Here is a 23,007-nt window from a genome sequence, read left to right as displayed (position 1 = left end):
TGCACTATCTACAAAAATAGTACCCAACTTATAATACAGAAGTAGGCATTGGGAATGGATGATGGCTAATAGCGAAAGTGAAGAGCGGCAGATAGCTTTGGCAATATACACAAATATTAGTCTCGTCCCCTCGACGGCGTTGTTATGCCGCATCTTCACCGATTACCCCAAAATTACATCCGTTTCAGCAACTCATCATACTCATCATGTGCGCCAATCCAGTACCAATAAATATGCTCAGACTCTAACAAACCCAAAGCCCGATAGTTAAGGCTGACACGAGCGGAGTAGATCGGTTGCTTTTGACTGACTTGTTTAAACTGAAGGCTGGGGTGATACGGATCTTCTTGCCAGAGTGCATAAGCTTTTGCTGCTTGTTACTGAACTGATGCGGGAAGATTATTAAGCTGTTTACGAAACATTTTGGTGACACTTGATTTCATTTTTGTGTCGGAAATAGTTAGTAAAAGTATAGTCAAATATAGACAGACTGAATTCCATTTCAGAAATTCCTTTCACTTTTACTTCGAGAGATTGATTCTCCTTGGGTGAACTACGCACCTCTCTATCCCATAGCGGTTAAACGCATTTGGGAATGCTTTTCGTAAAATATTGTAGGAACCCATGACATCAGATTGAATCAGAATCCCCTTATCTGTACGATATAACCCTCGCGAAATTCAGTTTCCTGAAAACACTGGTTTTTCAGTTATCTGTCCATAAACAGGGAGAGGATCGTCATTCAAAAAATTAGCAACGGAGGTATAGGATTCTTCTTGAATAATCACAGAGATTCCTACTAATTGACATTTATAACTAATCATGTCAATTAATCGAGCATGAGGGATGGTCACAAATTTTTGATTGTTGACTTTTCCTAAGTTCACTTCTTGTTTCCAACCGTCATTTTTCCCAATTACTAAAGTTGTTATCTCTTGGTCAACTAAGAGATTGACTAAATAACGACTAGCTCGGTGAAGATAATTATCTATCTTCTGATTACGACAGCGAGTTAAACAGCGAATCCTCTGGGAACTTTGACGATTGCCTTTTAACAGAGATTGTAACTCAGCCCGACGTTGGTTATAAAATTGATTCAGGCTTTTTAACGGTCTGCCATTAATCAACAAAGGGATAAAGTCTGGTTGATTTGAAGTTACAGCCATCAAATTATCTATGCCTAAATCCATCGCAGCTATCTTTTCATTAGGAGCTAAGAACTGTTCGGTTTTCTCATAAATTACCTCGATTACATAACAATCACATTTAGGAACTATTCTGACTTCTGCTATGCGCTCCGCTACTCTCGTCGGCAAGGCAATTGAAGTACCTGATAGTTTGACTATTCCTTGCCTAAGACCTACTTTGCTTATAGCTTGAATCGTGTAAACTAAGAGATTTCTTCCTTTTTTTGGCTCCTTATAGCTAGGGATTTTGGGTTTTCCCAGAAATTTATCGGGGTGACTTTTAAACTCTGATGAAGCGGCAAAAAATGATTGCCAGTTCCGGTCTAATCCTCTCAAAACTTGTTGGGAAACTTTAGCGGGTAAAGCTTGATACTGTTCTGTCTTTTTCATCAGAGAGGCCATCTGATTATAGGTCAAATAGCCATGACCATAAATGAAGTTTTGTCGGATTAAATAATTGGCTGAGTTGTAGAGATTTTTAGACTGCCAAGATAAATTATCTATCTCAGCCCAAAATCGATGTCCTTTCTTGATAATGTGTCTTTCTGCTACTAACATATTATCCGTTGTCTTTTAACTCAGCGTCGGGTTTTGAAGGGTTGTCATCCGTTGTGATAATTGTACCAGAAGGCAATTGATAGCCTGTTAAATTCCCTTGTTTCCACCACCTCCAAGCCGTTCGATAACTTATTCCTGTTTTTTTTGCCTAGTCCGATAGTTTCGTCTGTACATACTACCATGAATGACTATATATGACCATATTTGTATTGAAACTTTACAATACTTCACTGGCTAGAGTAGTTTCACCCATTGCTATTTCCTGACGCACCATCGCAGTCATCTGCTCCCATTGCTCATCTGTTGTGGCAGCAAAACTAGCTTCCCATTTTTGCTCGTCTTTCAACTCATCCAGAAACCGTGATGCGATTGCATCCTGTTGTTCGGGCGGAAGTTGTTGGATTTGAGCGATCGCCTGTTGCAGCAGTTTAGTCATAGGTTCATCGCAGTAAATACTGCAATCACATACAGTTCCTCGATTCTGACCGAAGTTCAGAAAAATTTTTCGTCAGACTCAGGAACTATCTAGGCTCCACTACGAACTTCCCATCGAGATAATGGCGATTAAATTGGTATGCCTTGGGCTAATTCCGACTCTAATTTGGCCAGAATTTTGGGTTTAAGTTCCTCCAGTTTCTGTTTTAACGTCTGCTTGCTAATTTGCGGGCTGCCCACTGGAGCTAATTGACTATCTCTCACCCATTGCTGCAAAATTTGGCATTGATTGGCGGGAATATTAGCGGTGATCACATTTTCACAGATTGGGCCACCTTCGAGGGAGAAAAATAAAATCCAGTATTGACCGGTTTCGGCAAGGGTTTTGGTCATTTTTTGACCCTGGGGGGTTTTTAAGTCCAAATAACAGGGCAACCAGCGGGGTCCCTGTTGACGATGATAGAGGACAGTAATCCAGAGAATCATCGGGTGGGGTGTGGGTAAGAAGAGGAATTGATTATAACGGACACTAGCAACCCGGACGGGGATATCTTCTCGATCCAACATTACCCATAAACTGGCAAAAACGCCGTCGGCAGCCTTGATACAGCGTGGGAAGACGATTTTTTGGCGCGGTTTATCCTCGGGCCAAATGGATTTGAGACAGATATCCTTGGTATTCGCGAGAGCAAGATCGGTTCGATCTAAATCTTCAAGGGTTTTAGTTTTGGTGGTGTAATCGTCGATTTTTTTGACTATTTCATCGATACGATGCAATTTATTCGGTTGATTATTTTTGACTAGGGGTTCGAGTCGTTCGAGAAGTTGTAGTATATCTGTAATACTTTGCGGTCGATCGCTGGGTGCTTTGGCTAAACAGCGCAGGATTAACTGTTCTAATTCTGGCGGTAATTGCAAGCTAGGATTAAAGGGACGGGGTTTAGCGTGGTGGTGAACCTCATACCAACTGCCAAAGGAGGAATTATCGGGAAAAAAGGGCGTTTTTCCCGTGAGCATCTCGTACATCACGATCCCGAAACTGTAGATATCGGAACGATGATCGAGTTCTTTACCTTCCATCTGTTCTGGGGAACAATAGGCTAAGGTTCCCATAAACGATTGGGTTTGGGATTCTCCCGACTGGATGAGTTTAGCGATGCCAAAATCGAGAATTTTCACCAATTCTCCTAATCCTGAGTCCTGAATCACGATAATATTGCTAGGTTTGATGTCCCGGTGAATAATCGGACAGATCTCGCCTTGGAAGATAATACCCTTATGAGCGCATTCGATGCCGAAACAAATCTGACGGGTGAGATGAAAGAAGCGCGAGAGAGGCAGCGGGTTATATTTGATGATTTCTCCTATGCTTTCCCCCTGCAAAAATTCCATGACGTAGAAGGGGACTTCCTTTTCATCTATACCATAATCACGAACTTTAACAATATGAATACTTTTTTCGCCTAAAAGTGCCGAAATAGTTGCCTCTCGCTCGAAACGCTCACGCATTCTTTTGTTGAGGAGAGTTTGCGAGAGAAATTTCACGGCGACGGTTACGCCACCTAATAGTTTATCTTCCGCTCGATATACTTGTCCCATGGCACCGCTACCGATCAACTCGACCAGTTGGTATCGATTGGCAAGTAGGCGCCGATGTCTAGATTCTGCCGACATAGCTAGGCTAACGTTTTAATTATAGTGAGTCTGATGGAGAGAGTTTCTTAAAGAACCGCTGCAATTCCTAAGTGATCAAGAGGACTTAACTCTAGAATGCCCTTTTTTTAGGCTAAAAACATGATTGTGAATATATATTTTCAGGCATTTTTAGCCATTGCCCCTAGCATAATTAATTTTTGGGGGTTGAAAAAAATGAAAAAACTAAGTATAAATTAACATAAAATCTCTAAATAAACCATTTAATTGATTTTCCTCCCTCCTGACTGCTGCCTACTGACTCCTAAAGAAGTACTACAGGCAAATCCCTAACCCGCGTAAAACTTTTTTGCCGCAAGTGACCGATCTGCGTAATAATTCTTTAATAAAGATTTGTAAACTTGAAAATGATTATCCCTTCGCAGCGCTAGAGATTTAATGAGACGACTAATTGCGATCGAAAAAGCTCTGCTCATCGGTCATATTGTATCGATGGCTTTTGGACTAGCCGGATTGTTGCTAGTTCTGCCCCATCCCGAATTTGTGGTCAATTTACCAGATTTTGGCAAAACCTTCTTTGCTTGGTCAATGGCTGGGGGGGGTGTGGTGTATATGGTGTTAGGAATGGCAGCCGTGGCTGTTTATGCCTATCGGACTCTAGGAGTGTGGCACTGGTTAGGATTCATGGTTCCCGCTATCAGTTTATCCCTTTGTAGCGAACTATTAGGAACCAGTACCGGCTTTCCTTTCGGTCATTATCGTTATCTTTCGGGCTTAGGTTACAAAATTGCGGGTTTAGTCCCCTTTACTATCCCCCTATCTTGGTTTTATCTCGGTTTTAGTGCCTATATTATCGCTCGTGTTGGTTTATCCACTCTTGCTATACCCCAGTGGCTACAAAATCTAGGATCGATCGCTATCGGGGCGGTATTATTAACTTCCTGGGATTTTGTCCTAGATCCGGCCATGAGTCAAACTACCATCCCCTTCTGGATTTGGGAACAACCGGGGGCTTTTTTTGGGATGCCCTACGAAAATTTTGCCGGTTGGTTCGGTACGGGTTGTGTTTTTATGACGGTAGCCACTTTAATTTGGCAAGTGCAACCGGTGAAACTGCCAAGTCAAGATTTAACCCTGCCTTTTGTGATGTATTTGGGTAATTTTGGCTTTGCTACGGTCATGAGTATGGGTGCCGGTATTTATCCGCCGATTTTCTTAGGATTACTCACCGGTATTCTGCCTTTAACACTCCTCTATAATCGCGCCAAGGCTGTTGCTTCCGGGCAAACAGTGCCGACAAGCGAAGTAACAACCCTAAAAATCCCCGTTGTTTCGGTGAGAGGAGCCAAATAAGTTGTTAACTGAGATAATTCTCGGTGCATTCTGCCTGGGGCTACTGCTGTCTCAGGCTGTTGCCTTTTTTATCCTTCTTTCCCGTCTGCTAAAAGGGGCGCGTCGTCGTCCTCCCCTGACTCCCCAACCTCCCACCCCGGAGATGTTAGGGACAGTAAGCGTGATTGTGCCGACGTTAAACGAAGTGGCCAGGATTGACGGTTGTTTACAGGGATTGAGTCAACAGAGTTACGAAGTGCGAGAAATTCTGATTGTCGATAGCAATTCCCAAGATGGTACGCGGGAAAAAGTCAAGGAGATGGCGGCAAAAGACCCCCGCTTTCGCTTGAAAACCGATGATCCTTTGCCCCCCGATTGGGTAGGTCGTCCCTGGGCGTTACACAATGGTTTTTTGTTTAGTTCTCCTGAAAGTGACTGGATTTTGGGCATTGATGCCGATACGCAACCCCAAGCAAATTTAGTGGCTAGTTTAGTTAAAGCTGCGATCGCAGAAGGTTACGATTTAGTTTCCCTGTCGCCGCAATTTATCCTCTCCTATCCAGGAGAATGGTGGTTACAGCCAGCTTTATTGATGACTTTGCTCTATCGCTTTGATGCGGCCGGAGTGCGCGGGCAAGATCCCCAACGAGTCATGGCCAATGGTCAATGTTTTCTCTGCCGGCGGTCAGTTTTAGCGGCTTTAGACGGTTATAGCGGGGCAAAAGGTTCTTTTTGCGATGATGTCACCCTGGCCCGTCTAGCGGCAACGAAAGGCTATCGGGTGGGATTTCTCGATGGGGCGAAGTTGATTCGCGTGCGGATGTACGAAGGACTTAAGGAAACTTGGCGCGAATGGGGCAGATCCCTTGACCTCAAAGATGCCTCCTATCAGGGGCAATTATGGGGCGATTTAGCTTTATTAGCTCTTACTCAGGGATTACAGATAATTATCACTCCTTTACTGCTCACAGCTTTGATTTTTGGCTACGATTTCCTGAGTTTAAAAATTGTCTTGACTTTAAACCTGCTGCTGTTATTGATTCGTTTTGCCCTTTTATTGGCCGTCTCTCCTAGCTACTATCGCGGCGAAAAAGTCAATCTATCTTCGGGATTATTTTGGCTATCTCCCCTCGCGGATCCGCTGGCAGTTATTCGCATTTTTATCTCTGCTTTTACCCGTCCCCAAAGTTGGCGCGGTCGATTGTATTAAAAATATGGCTCTCTTAGGTTTGGTGGGTAAAATGGATTCTAAGATACAGTCCTGTTGGCGAGGGAGTGGAACGAACCACAAAGACACAGAGGACACAAAGATCGATCATATTGTAAGTTAAACTGATCACACAGAACCTAGAAGAGCCGATAAATTAGGCTTTTAGTCATCACCTAAAATCATGGCTTCGACTTCCTGTTTAGCTTTTTCTAGGTCGTCTTTGGCTTGTTGTTGGAGTTGTTTGGCTTGATTACGAATTGCCGTGATATGCTCACTAATTTCTATTTGTTTTTCAAGAGGAGGCAGAGGAATTTTAAAATTTAGAACATCAGGTTTTGATGTGTTAGGTCTTACTGATGTTATAGTTAGACTTTTGTTAAGTTGCTCTTGAACAACAATAGAAGACAGAATATTAAATAAATATTTCTGATCAACATAGTTCCTATCGCCTCTAATCACAAAGGAAAAAGACCCGAAAGTATAGCCTTCATATTCTTCTGTTACGAAAGCACATTTTCCAGTTGTGTTACCACACTGTACCATTAAAATCGCCAATTCAAAAATGAAACGCATCAACCTCAAGAGTTGACAAAGAAAGGCTCATCAGGTACTGTCTGATCATTAACAAAAACAAATCAGACCCAAAATGAGCCACCAACATCTTAACATAGAACAAAGAAACTTGCTCTACCAACTTAGTCAGGAGGGAAATTTATCTCAACGGCAAATGGCCGTCTGGCTCGGATGTCATCAAAGCACAATATCACGGGAATTAAAAAGGAATCAAAGTTCTCTTGGCTGCTATCTACCTGACACAGCACAAGCTCAAAGCGAGACAAGGCGAAAAAATGCCAAACAACCCTTTAAAAATGTCAGCGAGTCAGCCTTAGAGTTGGTCAAAGAAGGATTGAAAGATTATCATAGTCCCGAACAAATAGCAGGTCGTCTGAAAAGAGCCAGTCAAGAATCTCTCAGTCACGAAACCATCTATCAAATGATCTATCAGAACTATCACGGATGTGGAGAGTACCAGAAATATTTACGCCGGGGGCTTTGTCAAAGAAAGAGTCGAGGCGGAGCAAAAAGTAAGCGTGGAGGGATTCCAAGGCGTGTAGATATCAGCGAGCGACCAGTAATTGCTGACCAGAAAACTGAAATCGGTCATTGGGAAAGTGACACAATGATTGGAGGCAATCATCTAGGAGTTCTCGTTACTCATGTAGATAAAGCCTCGAAATTTTTAGTAGCAGGATTAGCCAAAAACAAAACCGCATCGGAAATCAATAGAGTCACAGAAAAACTTTTTCAAGAGATTCACCCTGACAAAAGAAAAACCTTTACTTGTGACAACGGCAAAGAATTTTGTGGACATCAAGAGTTGAGTCAGAAACTAGGAGCAGATTTTTATTTTGCTACTCCTTATCATTCGTGGGAGAGGGGATTAAACGAGCATACCAATGGACTGTTAAGACAATTTTTCCCTAAGGGAACGAATTTTAAAATCGTTAAGCCAGAGGAGGTGGAAAGAGCCGTAAACTTGATTAACAATCGTCCTCGAAAATGTCTTGACTATCGTACCCCGAATGAGGTATTCTATAAAGGTAGATCAGACAGTGATGCAATTCAGACTTGAATTGGCCAATATCATTTGCCTTAACCAATTTTTGATAAAGTCTTGGGGTATCAAATTTAATATACTTAATGTCTGACATATCAATATAGCCATCTTTTTTAATGTTTGTAACTCTAATCATTGGTAAACCATCTGCGTCTGAAAAAGCATAGTCTTGAGTCGGCATTAAACCATAATCAAAAAATGATACAATATCTTTCAGCTTTTTGACTCTTATAGGCATTGATTTTAATTTATTCTCTAAATATTTAAACTTATTTTGATATGGATAAGGATCAAACCTATCGCCTGATACCTCGCTTAAATTACGGATAAAAATTCGGTTTTTAATAGTGTTTTCTTCGGGTTCGGGTAACTCAATCCCCAACTCCCCTAACAGATAATCATCAATACTATCTAGTAATCGCTGTGCTTCCAGTTCTTTTTGTTTTTTAGCCGCATAAGCATCATCCATTTTTGCAACAATTTTATCTTGAATTTCAAGTAATGGATTAGGAATGAGAATATTTTTTAGTTCTTCTTGTGTAATAGCAGGATAGTTCCCACCGCTACTCCTCTGTTCCATTTGTTTTAAAGAAAGTGATTGTCTAAGAATATGAAATAAAAATTTATTATTTATATTGTTTTTAGTAATCTTTCGGATAATTGAAAAGCCAGTAGATGCGATAAATAGATGCTCTACTTCATCTATTTTTACAATTGCACCTCTATTCGGTCGAGTTGTAGAAATAAGAATATCTCCACCTCTCACGATCATTTTTGCTCTACTTGGTGCATCTTGAATCTCAATATTGCTAATATTTTTAATTTCTCCAGAGGAAATATCTATTTCGCCAATTTCAATATAGGGAAATATTTTATTAAAAATAGTTTTTTGATCCCATGTTTCATCAGAAAATTCAACGAAATGACCTAGCTTATTATTAGGTAGCTTGGGAGCATCCCAGTTTTGCAATGAGTAAAAATACTCAGGCAATATCGCCGTTGAGATAAGCACAACGTAGCTTCAAATACTGAGGAACATTCTCTGCTTTCCATTGTGCTCCCACAATTTTCATTCTTGCACCTATTTGCTTAATCTTTGACTCTACACTTCCAGAACCGATGCAAATCCCTTGTGATTGATAGAGTTCGTAATTGGGTATTCTTTCTCGATGTTTATCGACATATTTGGTGAAATTTATAGCCTGTTTCTTTTTGCATCCCTCTAATTCCTCTAAAACTCTTTTCACCTCTCCTTTCCATAAATTCTCTTTGATTCTATTCAGACGCTGGTTTGACCCGCCTATTTTATTCATATTCTCTACTAAATGATACCAATCCAATATTTCTCTCCTTTTAACACCGATTTTCTCCATCAGATTCCACACCCCATCATGACCATCTCCTAAACAGGTGACTACCTCTGTTAAGGGCTGACGGTTCACCCATTCCAGTAATTCTTCATTTTGCTGAAAAAATCCCGCACATTCTTGACCATGCAGACTTACTGCTTTGTAATCTCGACCTTGACTCGGTTGTCCTTTGGGCGTTCTGATTCTGACTTTTCCGACCTCTACACTCAATGCTTCTACCGGACTCTTTGCTTCTGCTTCCTCAAATTTATATCTTTGTACAAGCCTCTGTTGACTACTGCCTGAAACTGCCATTCCTGTCGCCATTTTGATATCTTTTTCCGCATCTTCAAAAGAGACTTTAGCCACTGCTCCTAAGCAACATTTCTCCAGCATGGGACTTAATCGATTATTCTTGCTTAATCCTAGTTTATCGGCTTGTTTCTCGCTTATCTTGACTTTCCCTATGATACTGCTTACGCTTTTGGTTCGCCCTGCTTGGGTTCCTGTTGCTGATTCAAAAAAAAATTGCCTATGGCAGGACCCAATGTAGTCAGCCAATGGTCTCGCAGGGCGGTTTCAATGCCCTCAAAGCTACGTAGTTGTTCTTCTGGGGTATTATCGACTAGAATTTGAGCAATGGCTTTTAAATGTTGATCTATACTTTGCACGGTTATAACTTGCATTTTTTACTCAAAGACAATAATATAGTTCAAGAGTCATAATTAGAAGCAAAGCACTCATTAAAAACATGATTAACCTAGAATTCACGGAAGAAGAAAAGAACTCACTGTATTATGAAAGATTTCATCATCCTCATCCCCGGGTTCAACTGAAGATGGAAGTTCTCTGGTTAAAAAGCCAAAAGATACCGCACAAAAAAATTTGTCAGTTAGCAGGAATCTCGCCAAATACCTTATTAACCTATCTTCGAGATTATCAAGAGGGCGGAATAGAAAAATTAAAAGAAATCAACTTCTATCGCCCTAAAAGTGAATTAGAGTCTCAAAGAGAAACACTCAAAAAATATTTCGAGAAAAATCCACCAGCCACAATAAATGAAGCTGTATATAGAATAGAAGAATTGACAGGAATAAAACGAAGTCCTACCCAAGTGAGGAAATTCTTAAAATCCTTGGGAATGAAATGTTTAAAAATAGGTTCTCTTCCTTCTAAAGCTGACCCAGATGAACAAGAAGACTACAAAGAAAAAAACCTAGAACCCAGACTAAATGAGGCTAAAGAAGGAAAAAGGGCTGTTTTTTTTTTGATGCCGCTCACTTCGTCATGGGAGCATTTCTCGGTTTTGTTTTGTGTTTTGAGAGACTTTTTGTTAAGTCAACGAGCGGGCGTAAACGCTTCAATGTTTTAGGAGCATTAAATGCAATAACTCATGAAGTTATTCTGGTTACTAATGACACTTATATTACGGCAACTCAAGTCTGTGAACTCCTTGAAAAAATAGCTGCTTTAGAACTAATGATTCCCATCACTCTAGTCTTAGATAATGCCCGCTATCAAAAATGTAAAATTGTTGAAGAATTAGCTCTTTCTTTGTCAATAGAGCTGCTCTATCTGCCGTCTTATTCACCTAATCTAAATTTAATTGAAAGGCTGTGGAAATTTGTCAAAAAGAAATGTTTATATGGTAAATATTATGAAAACTTTTCTGACTTTTCTTCAGCCATTTATGAATGTTTGAATGATGCCCATCTGAAACATAAAAAAGAACTGGATTCTTTGCTGACTCTACGATTTCAGAAGTTTAATAAATCTCAGATTATGAACGTCTAAAGTATAGTAACGGCTATTTTACCTTCGGAACCAATAACGATTACACCAGCAGTGCCGCCCGGGCAGCTAAACGGCTGATCGTGGAAGTCAACCAGAATATGCCCCGGGTTTTTGGACGCTCCTTATTGCATATTTCCGAAGTAGATACCATCGTAGAACATCATGTTCCGTTGCCAATGCTGAAACCTCGACCGGTCACGGAGCAAGAGAGGAAGATTGGCCAGTTAATTGCAGAACGAATTCCTGAACACGCCTGTCTGCAAATCGGCGTAGGTGGAGTACCTAGCGGAGTCTGCGAGGCGCTAATGGATTGGCAGGATCTCGGCATTCATACTGAGGTACTCGTTCCTGCTTTAGCAAGCCTGATTCAGAACGGTGTTGTCACCAACAAATGGAAAAAAATCAACCTGGGCAAATCTGTCTTCACCTTTGCCATGGGAGATGAAGCTTTCTACAACTTCATCAATGACAACATCTCGCTGGAAAGTCATCCCGTCAATTATGTGAATGACCCGGCTGTGATTGCCCAAAATGACAATGTGGTGTCGGTAAATTCCACAATTGAAATGAACTTAACCGGAGCTTGCAATTCGGAATATGTTGGCGGTCATCAGTTTACCTCGACCGGTGGCCAGTTGGATTTCGTCCAGGGGGCCTATGCCTCGAAGGGCGGTATGTCCTTCATCGCCTTCCAGTCTTCAATCAAGGATGGCAAGATCAGTAAGATCGTTCCTCGGCTTTCTGGGCCGGTCACGACACCCCGCACCGATGTTCACTATGTGGTCACTGAAAACGGTGTTGTCGATCTCAAGGGACTCTCCTCAACCGAAAGGGCGGAGTCTTTGATCGGACTAGCGGATCCAGCGTTTCGAGACGAACTCACCGCCGCTGCCAAGTCAATGCACTTGATCTAGTGATTTTTATTCAGATTAGGACTAAGTAATGAGCAATTACAATGTTGGACTGAAGGCTCTCGATTTTACAGGGTAATCGCACGTCGTTTTGTATAAAATGTAAGGTTCTTCATACGATTACCCTGTGCTTGACATTCATCGGCTATTATGCTATTACTGAGACTGTGTTAGCTTTACCGCCAGAGGATTAGGTACATGAAAATCCTTCATATTAGCTTAACGCCTCAAGGCTCGGATTATGTCTCTTTACGCTATTTTTGGGACAATCCTAATCAATATGAAGAACGCAGACTCCCTCTGGCTGAAATTAAAGATTTAGGCAACCAAGCAGAGACGAATTATTATACCCGTATTCCCGTAGATTATGCCATTACAGGACAAAAACTCTATCATTGGTTGGATGGGAATAACCGTCTTTTAGCCAATGCGCTCAAGGAATCTCAGCAACAAGGGTTGATTATTGCCATTGCGGCAGATAAGGGACTGGCCCATCTACCGTGGGAATTATTACATGATGGTCAATGTTTCCTAGTAGAAAAACAACCCCCTATTATCCCTATTAGATGGGTATCTAATAGTCAATCAATTGTAATAGTAACTCAACCCAAAAATCGTGCTTTAAATGTGCTATTTATGGCAACTTCTCCCTTAGATGTTGAACCCGAATTAGATTATGAAGCAGAAGAAGGGCAAATTTTAGAAGCAACAAAACGCACTCCTGCTAATTTGAGAGTAGAAGAAAGTGGTTGTTTAACTGAGTTGAGTTATGTGGTTGGGGAATATGAGAAAAATTACTTTGATATCTTCCATTTAACAGGTCATGCAACCCATCAAAATGAAAAACCTTGCTTTCTTACTGAAGACGAATATGGGGGTTTAGTTTATAGTAATACATCAGAAATTGCTACAGCATTAAGATACCCTTTACCTCCCTTAATTTTCCTCTCTGGTTGCCGTACAGGTTATGCTAGTGATGGTGTAGTTCCCTCGATGGCTGAAGAATTATTGAATCTGGGTGCAACTGCTGTTTTAGGATGGGGTCAAAATGTCCGCGATAAGGATGCTACTGAGGCGGCAAGTCGCTTGTATTGGGAGTTATCCCAAGGGGAAACGGTGGCAAAAGCGATCGCATCTACCTATCAATCTTTAATTAAGCAAAATGCACGAGATTGGCATAAATTACGATTATATATCAGCAATACTTTACCCCAAGCCTTAGTGACTCCCTTAAGAACAAAGGGACGGAAACAACTGCCAAAACCGACTACAACCTTAGAATTTAGGGATGATGAAAATCGTTTAAGGGTAGCCAGTCGAGAGGAGTTTGTAGGTCGTCGTCGTCAATTACAAAACTGTTTACGAACTCTAAAAACAGATTATAACAAAGTAGGGGTATTAATTCACGGAATGGGGGGATGGGGTAAAAGTAGCATTGCTTCTCGAATGTGGGATAGATTACCTGATTATGAAAAGATTCTTTGGTGGCGACAAATTGATGAATCTAACCTAATTAAAAAGCTATCGTCTAAATTAATTAAACCAGAATTACGAGAAATTTGTAATATTTTAGCATCAAATAATGACTGTTTAGAGGTTAAACTTGCTTACCTTTTTAGTCAATTAGCAGAACTAGGAGAAAAACCATTTTTATTAATTTTTGATGACTTTGAATGGAATCTCGAACCCCGTCAAGGTGGATATATTCTTAAGCCAGAAGTTGCCCCCATTTTAGAAGCATTAGTTAGGTCAATTCAAGAAACGGGAACTGAAAATAGGATTATTATTACCTGTCGCTATGATTTTGATTCTGATTTATTGGATTATTTTTATAAGCAAGGGTTAGAACCTTTTAGAAAGGCTGAATTAACTAAAAAACTCAATCGGTTAAAGAATTTTAATTCTGATAAAATCTCTGAAAATGTACGAAAAAGGGCGTTAAATTTAGCAGATGGTAATCCTCGGTTACTGGAATTTCTCAATAATGAAGTTTTAGGTAAACAAGATGCAGAGACTAAATTAACCGAACTAGAAGAAAGTCCTGAGCTTTGGAAGGATAAAATTATTTGGGAGGAACTTTATCAGCTTATTGATGAACCATTACAACAGGTTTTAAGTCATTGTTTAGTTTATGAAATTCCTGTCCCAATGATTGCTTTAGAAGTGGTTTGTGAGTTACTTCCTGACTATAAACGGCAATTAAAACGGGGGTTAAGGTGGGGATTAATTGAGGTTGGTTCTGAACATAAGGAAAAAGATCGGGTTTATCGTGTTTCGCGGATTTTACCCCATGTTATTTCTAGTATTAGATTGCCTGAAGCACCAGATGTTTATGATTTATATGGGAAAGCTTATGAGGAATTAAATAAGTTATGGGGAAATGAGAAAAATAGAAGCCAAGAAAAATGGCGTGAAATTTTTCGGCTGTTGTTTGCTGATCAAGAGAATTCGCAAAGATTTAGACAGGGCTTTTATAAGATACTAGAAATGATACTTCAACATGCAGGAAATCAAGGAAAAGGAAATGAAATATTAGACAGAGGTTATGTAGTGGAAATGAAATATATTGGCAAAGACCCAAGATTTCCAATTCCAGGTGTTGTTTTCCAGCGGATGGAAGTAGTTCAAGACAGAGAAGAATTGGACGAGGTTTATGTAGATGAATTAAGAAAGATTCAAGAGAAATTATCAACAGAAAATTTATGTCAGCAGCTAAGCAAATATTTAAAAAAAGGAGACTGGCGCAAAGCAGATGAGGAAACCGCTTTTATCTGGTATCAGTTAATAGTTTTAAATAATGAACATAATTTTTATACTTTAGCAGCAAATTTTCCTAAAGATATTCTTAAGGAAATGGATGCTCTCTGGATAAAATATAGTAAAGGTAAATTTGGGTTTAGCATTCAGAAAAAGATTTATCTTGATCTTAGTGGAGGGGAATATCACTATTCTGATGAGATTTGGTTTGATAATTTCTGTGAGTATGTTGGCTGGAACTCTTTGTACTATCATCAGTTAACCTTTAACTATCAAAATAGTCCTCTAGGAAACCTTCCCTGCCTTTGGGCTTCGCTCCACGATATTACAATAATGAATGAGCGTATTATGCTGTCAAACACTGCGGGTGGGGAGATGGCTGGGATATGTTTGATCCGTCTGTTCAATAAACTTTAGTGCGATCGCTAATCTTGTAGCCCGCATGGGTTACGCTACCGCTAACCCATCCTACAAATAATTGTGCTAAGAGCCTATTAAATCTCACTAGCCCTACCGTTTCCCCAGTGAGATTGTCCCCTATCTTAATCCAGAGCGAAGGAGTAATTTTATGTTTAAAGCAGAGATTGTTGCCGGCTTGATTGCATTGGGCGGTTTTAGCTTGGGTGCTCAAGCTATGACATTAATTAGCCCAACAATTGAAAACGGTAAATCATTACAAAATGCACAAATCTATAATGGATGGGGATGTACTGGTAAAAATGAATCTCCCGCTTTGAAATGGAGCGATGTTCCCAAAGGAACTAAGAGTTTTGCTGTCACTATGTATGATCCTGATGCACCAACAGGAAGCGGTTGGTGGCATTGGGTGGTCGTCAACATCCCGGCAGATGTGCGTAGTTTACCAGAAAATGCTGGCGTGAAAGACAGTAAAAAGCTTCCTCAAGGGGCGATTCAATTGCGGAATGACTTCGGCTACAACGGCTTTGGTGGTGCTTGCCCACCGGAAGGCTCAAAACCCCATAACTATCAAATTACTGTTTACGCATTAAATACATCTAAACTAGATATTCCCCCCAATGCTTCCCCTGCATACGCTGGTTTTTTTATTTTGCAACATAAAATCGGAGAGGCTCGTTTAATAGCACCAACAAATGCACGTTAATAACATCTTGACCGCAGCTGGTGGGTTTGTCCCTTTTTGCCAAAATACAAGCAGGCGGCTAACTCGGATTCAGGATAATCTGTGAAGCTCTCGGCGAAAGCCTCAAGCACGGTTCTGAAGACGAGTGGTCGGGGCAACTCGATCGCTTAGTTGAACATCTGAGCCTCGGCTTACCTCAAAATATCCCTGTTGTCAAGTAGTTCAATTGTTCTGTTAGTTGGTTAATCTGTTTTCCTATCAGCAGATTCGGTGGGTTTAGCCTCGGTAGGAGCTGCCTCTTGATGGTGATGGAGAAAATCCTTGGGGGCGAATTTTCCGGCAAACTTGCCCACCTGACCGCCGATCGCTTTGCCCATATTACCAGTAATCCCACCTAATAACCCATTATCAACGAAATCCCCCGCCACTTCGCCTAGGGTTTTCCCCGCCTGCTCTAAGCTTTTGCTCTCAAAGGCTGCTTCAATTTCATGTAATACCATTTCTCTAAATGAAAACTACACATCGAATTTAAATCCCCCTTTAAGTTCCCCTTTTTAAGGGGGATTTAGGGGGATTAAACTTCTGTAGTCAGACTTTGGAGAATTGGTATAACTCATTTGGTTTCTCTGGCTTTTGCTCTCCTGGATGCAGCATCTGATGGGAAAGATGACTGGCTTCATATCCTGCCAATACATCCCCAACCAGTCCGCCTACCTGGGCACCAGCGATCACGCCTACTGGGCCTAATACTGCCCCAACAGTACCTCCAATTACCTCTCCGGCTGTGGCACCAGCCATGCCACCTGCCATGCCTGCGCCCATATCCACCAGTTTGGTAGGATGTTCGCTGATCTGCTGCACATTGTCCTTAATACTGTCAATTGCTTGATCAGCCAACTGATTTACCTGTTTTATCCCTTGGTCAACTTGATGCTTGAAATCACCCATAATCCCTAGCAAAAAAACTAAGTTGCACTGATGATTCTAGCCGATATTCCGCACATCTTCATATATTTTTATATATTTTTACATTCCCCAAGATGTTTTGACAAAAAACTGTCATTGTAGGAACTACTATTGACAACTATTTTCAGTAATTGATTTTTTCTGAGAAAATAAATTACAATTCTTCACCTTGATAAAAATCAATCATTGTAGCTAGAGTCCTTACCAGCAAAGGGTTGTCAGCAATATATTAGTAAAAATTATCAATTGGCGTGCCAAGGTCAAAAATCTATGGTGGTGACGAGGCTTATCGAGGTTATCAAGCCAGTAAGAAGCGATATTTCTATGGCATTAAAATTCATCTGATGGTTACAGAAACAGGAGAGCCTGTGGAATTTTTTCTCTCGACCGGTTTATTTGCTGATGTTAGAGGTTTGAGAGTATTTTCCTTCGATTTACCAGTCGGTAGCGTTGTTTATGCAGATAAAGCTGACAACGACTATGAGACTGAAGACTTGTTGCTTGAAGCGGAACATATCCAACTCTCGGCTATGGGTAAGCACAATTCTAAGTACCTATTAACTTTGCTGAGATACTTAACTTTTTCTGGCAATTTATCCTGTAATTAAAACAGACAAAAGAGAGAAATAAATTCTCTCTTCTGCTCGTGAAAATTATGCCAATTTTTAGATAAACGAGGGGAATTTATTCTATTTGTAATTGGCTCTCGTGTCTTTAACCGCCGCCCAAAAAAATAGGGCTGTTAATGGTACACTTGCCGCTAGAATTAAGCCAGTGGTGGTATTGCCTAAATCCGGTTCTCCCGAACTAATTTCAAAGACACAACCCACACCAGCGATCGCTGTAACACAGGATAATAACAATAAAACGCCGCTTTTCGGGGTCATCTTCACTCCTCACCTAAATTAACTAATGCCTTTATTTTGTCACTTTCTCGACGGGTTTCACCGCTTGCACGGAAAAACCGTGTTTTTTTAATTCTTCATTGAGTGCCAAATCGTTATCTACTCTATCCACGAACATGACACCATTAAGATGATCCATTTCGTGTTGAATTACCCGCGCTAGTAAACCGTTAGCTTGCAGTTTTCGCGGTTTCCCCTGTTCATCTTTATAACTCACTTCGATCGCTTGGGGACGGATGACATCTAAAAACACATCGGGAATACTCAAACAACCCTCTTCCGCTTTGCACAATTCCCGACTATAACCGATAATTTGGGGATTAATCAGAATTAAGGGCGTATTTTCGGGTTTATCGGGTTCACAATCGATGACAATCAATTGTTTATTGACTGCCACTTGCGGGGCTGCTAACCCGATACCATTGGCACTATACATAGTTTGCAGCATTTCTCTGGCTAATTGACGAATGCTGTCATCGACTTTAGCAATCCGCTTGGCCGGTTGACGCAAGACTCGATCGCCGAGATAATGCAGTTCTAAAGGGGATTTTTCTAATTTGCGTTTTTCTACGGTAATAGTGGCGCTCATAAACTTAATTATCGATGGGATGCACAATTTTGATTTTAGTCACTGGCTCTGGGGCATTTCTCAGGAAAAGGGAGAAAAAAACCCAGACCCTTCATAAAATTTTACACTGATCACAGACAGTTCGTCTATATCAGGAGGTGGGAAGTGGGAAACTTTTTCAGTAAGCAGTAATCAGTGGAGGAGAGGGGAAAAGGGAGAAGGGAGAAAAAAGCTGATTGTAACTGGCTACTTATTAGTAATTGGTATTCCTAACCATTGGCTTAATTCCGCTGCTAACCATTCAATTTCGGGTTGACTCAGATAGGCTTTTGTCTTACTGCTAATAGTATATTCTTTAGTCCCCACCCAAATAGTTAAAGCCATCGGTACATAAACTTGATCGCCATCACCATCTTTGCTATGATAACCATCAGCTTTCACCAGTTTATTAATATGTTCCCGTGCCATTTTCTTTTTGCCCGGAAGTGTCAAACCCCAAATTCGCTGAATGGCAACAATTTCTTGACTATTAATAGTGATAATTTCCTCCCCTTTGAGACAATAAATAATCTGGTAAAGCATTCCTAAACCCACATACCAAAAAGGCAAGGAAAAGAGCAGAAAAAACCAACTTATCCACAGAGGAATGGAAACTGCTCCTCCTGTCCATACTAATAAAAAAGCGTTCCAAGCGATAGCAAAGGTTCCAAGATAAATTAATTTAGGGGTAAAACCTTCGGGAGGTAAAGATATTTTAATTTTCTCCCCGCTTTTTTGCAACTGTACCCGACTCCCGGCGGGTTTTTCAAGGTTCGAGGAAGTTAATTGCATTTCGTGGAGAGTATTTAAAGCTTGATTGGCTGCCTGGGCTGAAACAAACCTTTTTTCGAGACTAGGTTCGATTAACTGCCCTAACCAATGAACAAAAGCAGGGCTTAAATTGGCTAAATTATTTAATTGAATTTTGCCATCTTTTTGGGGTAAATCGGCGGGATGAATGCCTGTAGCTAGATAGATTAAAGTGGCTCCTAAACTGTATAAATCAGAAGCGGCAACGGTGCGACCACCGAATTGTTCTGGGGGCATATAACCGTAGGTTCCGACGATAGTTAAAGTGGCCTGTTCCTGTTGAGCAACAGTCTGGACAGAACCAAAATCAATTAAATAAACATTGCCGATACTATGACCCGATCGATCTTTTAATAAGATATTACTAGGTTTCAAATCCCGGTGGATAATTGGCGGGTTAAGTCCATGGAGATAAATTAAAATACCTAGGATAGATTTAGCTAATTCTTGCAGGTCTGATTCACTAAATTTGCGGCCATTTTCTATCTGTTCCTTGAGAGATTTAGCCTCGATATAACTCTGAACAAGGGCAAAACCTTGATAGGTATCGGTACGAACTTCAAAATAGTCGATATATTCGGGAATCGAGCGACAATCTAGATGTTTAAGAGTTTCGGCCTCCCGTTCAAAAAGTTTTAAATCTGTCCATTCAAAATCGGGACTGAAGATTAATAATTTGACGACAACAGTAGCGCCCGTTTTTAGATCTTGGGCGAGAAAAGTGCGTCTTCCAGTTTGTTTACCTAACTGATTTTGAATTTGGTATCGATCGCCTAAAATTTGCCCTGGCAGCATACAATGTATTTCTAGGATAATCCTAATTATAGGTTAATCGAGAAATTTCTCAACTGCAAGCTAAGAAAACGGAAGTTTGACCGAATCATCAAAACTTCAGCATCTCCCAGGATAACTGCGGCGAAATTCAATTGTATCACCCGTTTTTCGCTAATCTCTGGACTGGGGGAGGTATTTTTTCAGGTAAAAGAGAAAATAGGCATCAAAAAAAATTGACCTCTCTCGGTCTAGGGAATTTTAGTACAAATGTTCAGAATAGCAACTGCGGCGCTGCCATGTAGTCTGAAGGCGTAATTTAGACAGTCAACAGCTTAGGGGACAAGGGAGCAATCAGTTTAATTCCCATCGAGGTGGAGTTTCCTGATATAGTTTTAAAAGCAGTCGGTTCAAGACAAAAAGACATGGTTACTAGGGGCGAACGAGGAGTAGAAGTGAGGAAAAACGAGAGCTTTTCTCTGGCTTCCTATCTGGAGGAAAAGCGGTTGATTGTCGAGTCAGCTTTAGATAGCTCTTTGGTTATCGGCAATCCTGCCAAAATCTACGAGGCGATGCGCTATTCTCTCCTCGCTGGTGGCAAACGTCTGCGGCCGATTTTATGTCTGGCTACCTGTGAATTGATGGGGGGTTCCCTAGAGATGGCTTTACCCACCGCTTGCGCCCTAGAAATGATTCACACTATGTCATTAATTCATGACGATTTACCCGCCATGGATAACGATGATTACCGACGCGGGAAATTAACCAATCATAAGGTTTTTGGCGAAGATATCGCTATTTTAGCCGGGGATGGTCTCCTGGCCTACGCTTTCGAGTATGTGGCTACCCAGACTCTTAATGTACCTCCCCTACAGATTTTAGAGGTAATTGCCCGTTTAGGTCGCACTGTCGGGGCAGCGGGTTTGGTGGGAGGTCAGGTTTTAGACTTGGAATCCGAAGGAAAACCAGATATTTCGGCGGAAACTCTCGGTTTTATCCATACTCAGAAAACGGGGGCTCTGTTGGAGACTTCTGTGGTGTCGGGGGCAGTTTTAGCGGGGGCAAAAGGGGAAGATATAGCTAAATTAGCCCGTTATGCCCAAAATATTGGCTTGGCTTTCCAAATTATCGATGATGTTCTCGATATCACGGCGACAAAGGAGGAATTGGGTAAAACCGCCGGTAAGGATCTACAGGCACAAAAAGCCACCTATCCTAGTCTCTGGGGGATAGAAGGGTCCCGCCAGCAAGCTCAACATTTAATAGATAGTGCCATTGGTGAATTGAGTAGCTACGATGAGGCTGCTGAACCTTTACGGGCCATCGCCGAGTATATTGTTAATCGTAAAAATTAAATTAAACGAATGAGATTATGCAGGACTTCGAGCAGGTGTTACACAATCAAATACTGCTAGTCTCTCTTTTAGCTTGTTTCACTGCCCAGGGACTAAAAGCGCTGATTGAGTTAATCCGCGATGGTAAGGTGAGTCTGCGCTATCTAGTCTCGTCGGGGGGAATGCCTAGCGCTCACTCGGCACTGGTGGGGGCCTTGGCTACTGGGGTAGGATTACAGATGGGTTGGTCTAGTCCCGAATTTGCAATCGCTGCGCTTTTTGCGGTTATTGTTATGTATGATGCGGCCGGAGTGCGTCAGGCAGCAGGAAAACAGGCCCGGATTCTCAATCAAATTATCGATGAAATGTTCCAGGAGGGCAAGGAATTTAACGAGGAACGTTTAAAGGAATTAATTGGTCATACTCCTTTTCAGGTGCTGGTTGGTTTAAGTTTAGGTATCGGTATCGCCATGGTGCTGCTCTGTCATTAATTGAGGTGTTTTCTGAGGTTGAGATAAACTAGATTTAATAACGGAAAATCCGGGGTAATCACTCATGTTACAATCCCTAAAAATTGAAGGCTTTCGCGGTTTTCAAAGTTTTGAGATGGCCAATCTTGGTCGAATTAATCTCTTAGTGGGTAAAAATAATAGCGGTAAAACTTCTATTTTAGAAGCGATTCAGTTTTTGTATGCTCAGAATATAGATATATTTCTTGAAACTATTAGCTATAGAGGTGAGTTTGGTTGGTCAGAAAGTAATCTACCTAGTCGCACTAAAGTTTTTGAAATTTGTCATTTATTTCCTGGGCATGAAATCATCCCAAGTAAGGAAATTATTATCATTGGATCTAGGGAATCACATCAGGAAAGTGTTACTATTTCTGTTAAAAGTATTCCTATACAACTATCTCTATTTTCAGACAAAAATGATGATTTAAATAATGATAATATTTTCGACGATGAGGAATGGAATCAACTTCTTTTAAGTATTGGATGGAGTCAATCACAAAAACTGATTCAACTGGAACTTCTTGCCAACGGTACTCTTGCCAGAGATTCCATAAGAAGAAGAATGGCTAGTTTAAGCAGAATTTCCCATAAAATAGGTATTGATAATAAAATTGAATTGAAGTTCTTAACACCATTTTCTCTAACAAGTTTTGATATGGCGGCACTTTTTGACAACATTGTTCTCTCTCCTTTAGAAGATTTAATTATTGAATCTTTGAAAATTATTGAGCCAAAAATTGAAAGAATAGCCAGTATTGGTTCTGGCAAGTATTCAACTGCAAATAACCTAGGTGTTAGAGGTGGGTTTTTAATCAAAATTAAAAATCATGATCAACCTATACCTATTGGCAGTTTAGGCGATGGATTTTGGCGAATGTTAGGATTAGTTTTAGCGATGGTTAATCTTGAAAATGGAATTTTATTAGTTGATGAAATTGATAGCGGTTTGCATTTTACTGTCATGACTGATATGTGGAAAGTCGTCTGGGAAACCGCTAAAAAACTCAATATTCAGGTATTCGCCACCACTCACAGCCGGGATTGTTGGCAAAGTTTAGCCGAATTAATTACCGAAGAAAAAATTACCGATAACGAGATTACTATTCAAAGGATAGATAAGGAAAAAAGCCAATCTGTAATCTTTGATCCAGAAGAAATTGTTATTGCCGCTACAAGTAATCTTGAGGTGCGGTAAC

Annotated in this window: 20 protein-coding genes and 3 pseudogenes; 11 read left to right on the top strand and 12 right to left on the bottom strand. The window is 40.8% G+C overall.

All coding sequences use genetic code 11. The features are described 5' to 3' along the window. Positions 1-173: 173 nt before the first annotated feature. From ACQY1Y_RS14940 to ACQY1Y_RS14925, 4 genes and pseudogenes are all read right to left on the bottom strand, one after another. A pseudogene (locus tag ACQY1Y_RS14940) lies at positions 174-365 on the bottom strand (hypothetical protein); the annotation flags it as partial. A gap of 156 nt (positions 366-521) precedes the next feature. Then, a pseudogene (locus ACQY1Y_RS14935) lies at positions 522-1,745 on the bottom strand (RNA-guided endonuclease InsQ/TnpB family protein). 217 nt (positions 1,746-1,962) lie between these two features. Next, positions 1,963-2,181, bottom strand: a complete 219-nt coding sequence (locus ACQY1Y_RS14930) for a hypothetical protein (RefSeq protein WP_287231354.1) — start codon at positions 2,179-2,181, stop codon at positions 1,963-1,965. 128 nt (positions 2,182-2,309) lie between these two features. Continuing rightward, positions 2,310-3,854, bottom strand: a complete 1,545-nt coding sequence (locus ACQY1Y_RS14925) for a serine/threonine protein kinase (protein ID WP_430013055.1) — start codon at positions 3,852-3,854, stop codon at positions 2,310-2,312. 417 nt (positions 3,855-4,271) lie between these two features. Here ACQY1Y_RS14925 and cruF point away from each other — a divergent pair, with 417 nt between their 5' ends. Both cruF and cruG read left to right on the top strand, forming a co-directional pair. After that, a complete protein-coding gene (cruF, locus tag ACQY1Y_RS14920) occupies positions 4,272-5,186 on the top strand; it encodes a gamma-carotene 1'-hydroxylase CruF (RefSeq protein ID WP_002755523.1) in 915 nt (304 codons plus the stop codon). A 1-nt stretch (position 5,187) separates the two neighbouring features. Then, the gene (cruG, locus tag ACQY1Y_RS14915; protein ID WP_430013054.1) at positions 5,188-6,375 is read left to right on the top strand and encodes a 2'-O-glycosyltransferase CruG; all 1,188 of its coding nucleotides are present in this window, start codon (positions 5,188-5,190) and stop codon (positions 6,373-6,375) included. Between the two features lie 162 nt (positions 6,376-6,537). Here the strand turns inward: cruG and ACQY1Y_RS14910 are convergent, their stop codons facing one another. Next, positions 6,538-6,948, bottom strand: a complete 411-nt coding sequence (locus ACQY1Y_RS14910) for a restriction endonuclease subunit S (RefSeq protein ID WP_430013053.1) — start codon at positions 6,946-6,948, stop codon at positions 6,538-6,540. Positions 6,949-7,021: 73 nt separating this feature from the next. On the opposite strand from ACQY1Y_RS14910, the gene ACQY1Y_RS14905 reads away from it, so the two are divergent. After that, positions 7,022-8,008: an IS30-like element ISMae39 family transposase gene (locus tag ACQY1Y_RS14905; RefSeq protein WP_430013052.1), complete on the top strand. Its 987-nt coding sequence runs from the start codon at positions 7,022-7,024 to the stop codon at positions 8,006-8,008. Here ACQY1Y_RS14905 and ACQY1Y_RS14900 read toward each other — a convergent pair. Together ACQY1Y_RS14900 and ACQY1Y_RS14895 are read right to left on the bottom strand one after the other, a co-directional pair. Continuing rightward, positions 7,917-9,005, bottom strand: a complete 1,089-nt coding sequence (locus tag ACQY1Y_RS14900) for a restriction endonuclease subunit S (RefSeq protein WP_430013051.1) — start codon at positions 9,003-9,005, stop codon at positions 7,917-7,919. The genes ACQY1Y_RS14905 and ACQY1Y_RS14900 overlap by 92 nt on opposite strands. After that, a protein-coding gene (locus ACQY1Y_RS14895; protein WP_430013050.1) for an ISKra4 family transposase occupies positions 8,977-10,028 on the bottom strand; the annotation gives its coding sequence in 2 pieces (ribosomal slippage) (positions 8,977-9,860 and positions 9,860-10,028; 1,053 coding nt in all). The genes ACQY1Y_RS14900 and ACQY1Y_RS14895 overlap by 29 nt, the downstream gene beginning before the upstream one ends. 65 nt (positions 10,029-10,093) lie before the next feature. Between ACQY1Y_RS14895 and ACQY1Y_RS14890 the strand changes: the two are divergent. The 4 genes and pseudogenes from ACQY1Y_RS14890 (at position 10,094) to ACQY1Y_RS14875 (ending at position 15,927) form a co-directional block, all read left to right on the top strand. Next, a pseudogene (locus ACQY1Y_RS14890) lies at positions 10,094-11,136 on the top strand (IS630 family transposase). Further along, complete coding sequence (locus ACQY1Y_RS14885; RefSeq protein WP_430014682.1) at positions 11,115-12,050, top strand: acetyl-CoA hydrolase/transferase family protein; 936 nt, start codon at positions 11,115-11,117, stop codon at positions 12,048-12,050. The pseudogene ACQY1Y_RS14890 and the gene ACQY1Y_RS14885 overlap by 22 nt, the downstream one beginning before the upstream one ends. A 195-nt stretch (positions 12,051-12,245) precedes the next feature. Then, positions 12,246-15,221, top strand: coding sequence for a GUN4 domain-containing protein (locus ACQY1Y_RS14880; protein ID WP_430013049.1), 2,976 nt, complete (start codon positions 12,246-12,248; stop codon positions 15,219-15,221). 151 nt (positions 15,222-15,372) lie between these two features. Beyond that, complete coding sequence (locus ACQY1Y_RS14875; RefSeq protein WP_430013048.1) at positions 15,373-15,927, top strand: YbhB/YbcL family Raf kinase inhibitor-like protein; 555 nt, start codon at positions 15,373-15,375, stop codon at positions 15,925-15,927. A gap of 221 nt (positions 15,928-16,148) precedes the next feature. On the opposite strand, the gene ACQY1Y_RS14870 is transcribed toward ACQY1Y_RS14875, so the two are convergent. Together ACQY1Y_RS14870 and ACQY1Y_RS14865 are read right to left on the bottom strand one after the other, a co-directional pair. After that, complete coding sequence (locus ACQY1Y_RS14870; RefSeq protein WP_430013047.1) at positions 16,149-16,406, bottom strand: hypothetical protein; 258 nt, start codon at positions 16,404-16,406, stop codon at positions 16,149-16,151. 88 nt (positions 16,407-16,494) lie between these two features. Continuing rightward, positions 16,495-16,854 carry a hypothetical protein gene (locus ACQY1Y_RS14865; RefSeq protein ID WP_430013046.1) on the bottom strand — a complete coding sequence of 120 codons (360 nt, stop codon included), beginning with the start codon at positions 16,852-16,854 and terminating at the stop codon, positions 16,495-16,497. 269 nt (positions 16,855-17,123) lie between these two features. Between ACQY1Y_RS14865 and ACQY1Y_RS14860 the strand changes: the two genes are divergently transcribed. Next, positions 17,124-17,480, top strand: coding sequence for a transposase (locus ACQY1Y_RS14860; protein ID WP_430013045.1), 357 nt, complete (start codon positions 17,124-17,126; stop codon positions 17,478-17,480). 81 nt (positions 17,481-17,561) lie between these two features. Here the strand turns inward: ACQY1Y_RS14860 and ACQY1Y_RS14855 are convergent, their stop codons facing one another. The 3 genes from ACQY1Y_RS14855 to ACQY1Y_RS14845 form a co-directional block, all read right to left on the bottom strand. Beyond that, on the bottom strand, positions 17,562-17,759 hold the full coding sequence (locus ACQY1Y_RS14855; protein ID WP_002753472.1) for a hypothetical protein: 198 nt from the start codon (positions 17,757-17,759) through the stop codon (positions 17,562-17,564). Positions 17,760-17,790: 31 nt separating this feature from the next. Then, a complete protein-coding gene (gene def / locus ACQY1Y_RS14850) occupies positions 17,791-18,366 on the bottom strand; it encodes a peptide deformylase (protein WP_002753471.1) in 576 nt (191 codons plus the stop codon). A gap of 225 nt (positions 18,367-18,591) precedes the next feature. Then, positions 18,592-19,989 carry a serine/threonine protein kinase gene (locus ACQY1Y_RS14845; protein WP_430013044.1) on the bottom strand — a complete coding sequence of 466 codons (1,398 nt, stop codon included), beginning with the start codon at positions 19,987-19,989 and terminating at the stop codon, positions 18,592-18,594. 401 nt (positions 19,990-20,390) lie between these two features. Between ACQY1Y_RS14845 and crtE the strand changes: the two genes are divergently transcribed. From crtE to ACQY1Y_RS14830, 3 genes are all read left to right on the top strand, one after another. Continuing rightward, positions 20,391-21,320: a geranylgeranyl diphosphate synthase CrtE gene (gene crtE / locus ACQY1Y_RS14840; RefSeq protein ID WP_002734754.1), complete on the top strand. Its 930-nt coding sequence runs from the start codon at positions 20,391-20,393 to the stop codon at positions 21,318-21,320. A gap of 17 nt (positions 21,321-21,337) precedes the next feature. Next, a complete protein-coding gene (locus tag ACQY1Y_RS14835; RefSeq protein WP_002733310.1) occupies positions 21,338-21,790 on the top strand; it encodes a divergent PAP2 family protein in 453 nt (150 codons plus the stop codon). Between the two features lie 64 nt (positions 21,791-21,854). After that, positions 21,855-23,006 (top strand): AAA family ATPase, encoded by a 1,152-nt coding sequence (locus ACQY1Y_RS14830; RefSeq protein ID WP_430013043.1) that lies wholly within the window; start codon positions 21,855-21,857, stop codon positions 23,004-23,006. Position 23,007: the final 1 nt, after the last annotated feature.

Source organism: Microcystis ichthyoblabe FBCC-A1114 (assembly GCF_050500245.1).
GTDB classification, from domain to species: Bacteria; Cyanobacteriota; Cyanobacteriia; order Cyanobacteriales; family Microcystaceae; genus Microcystis; species Microcystis ichthyoblabe_A.
This window is presented reverse-complemented; position numbering and strand designations above follow the sequence as displayed.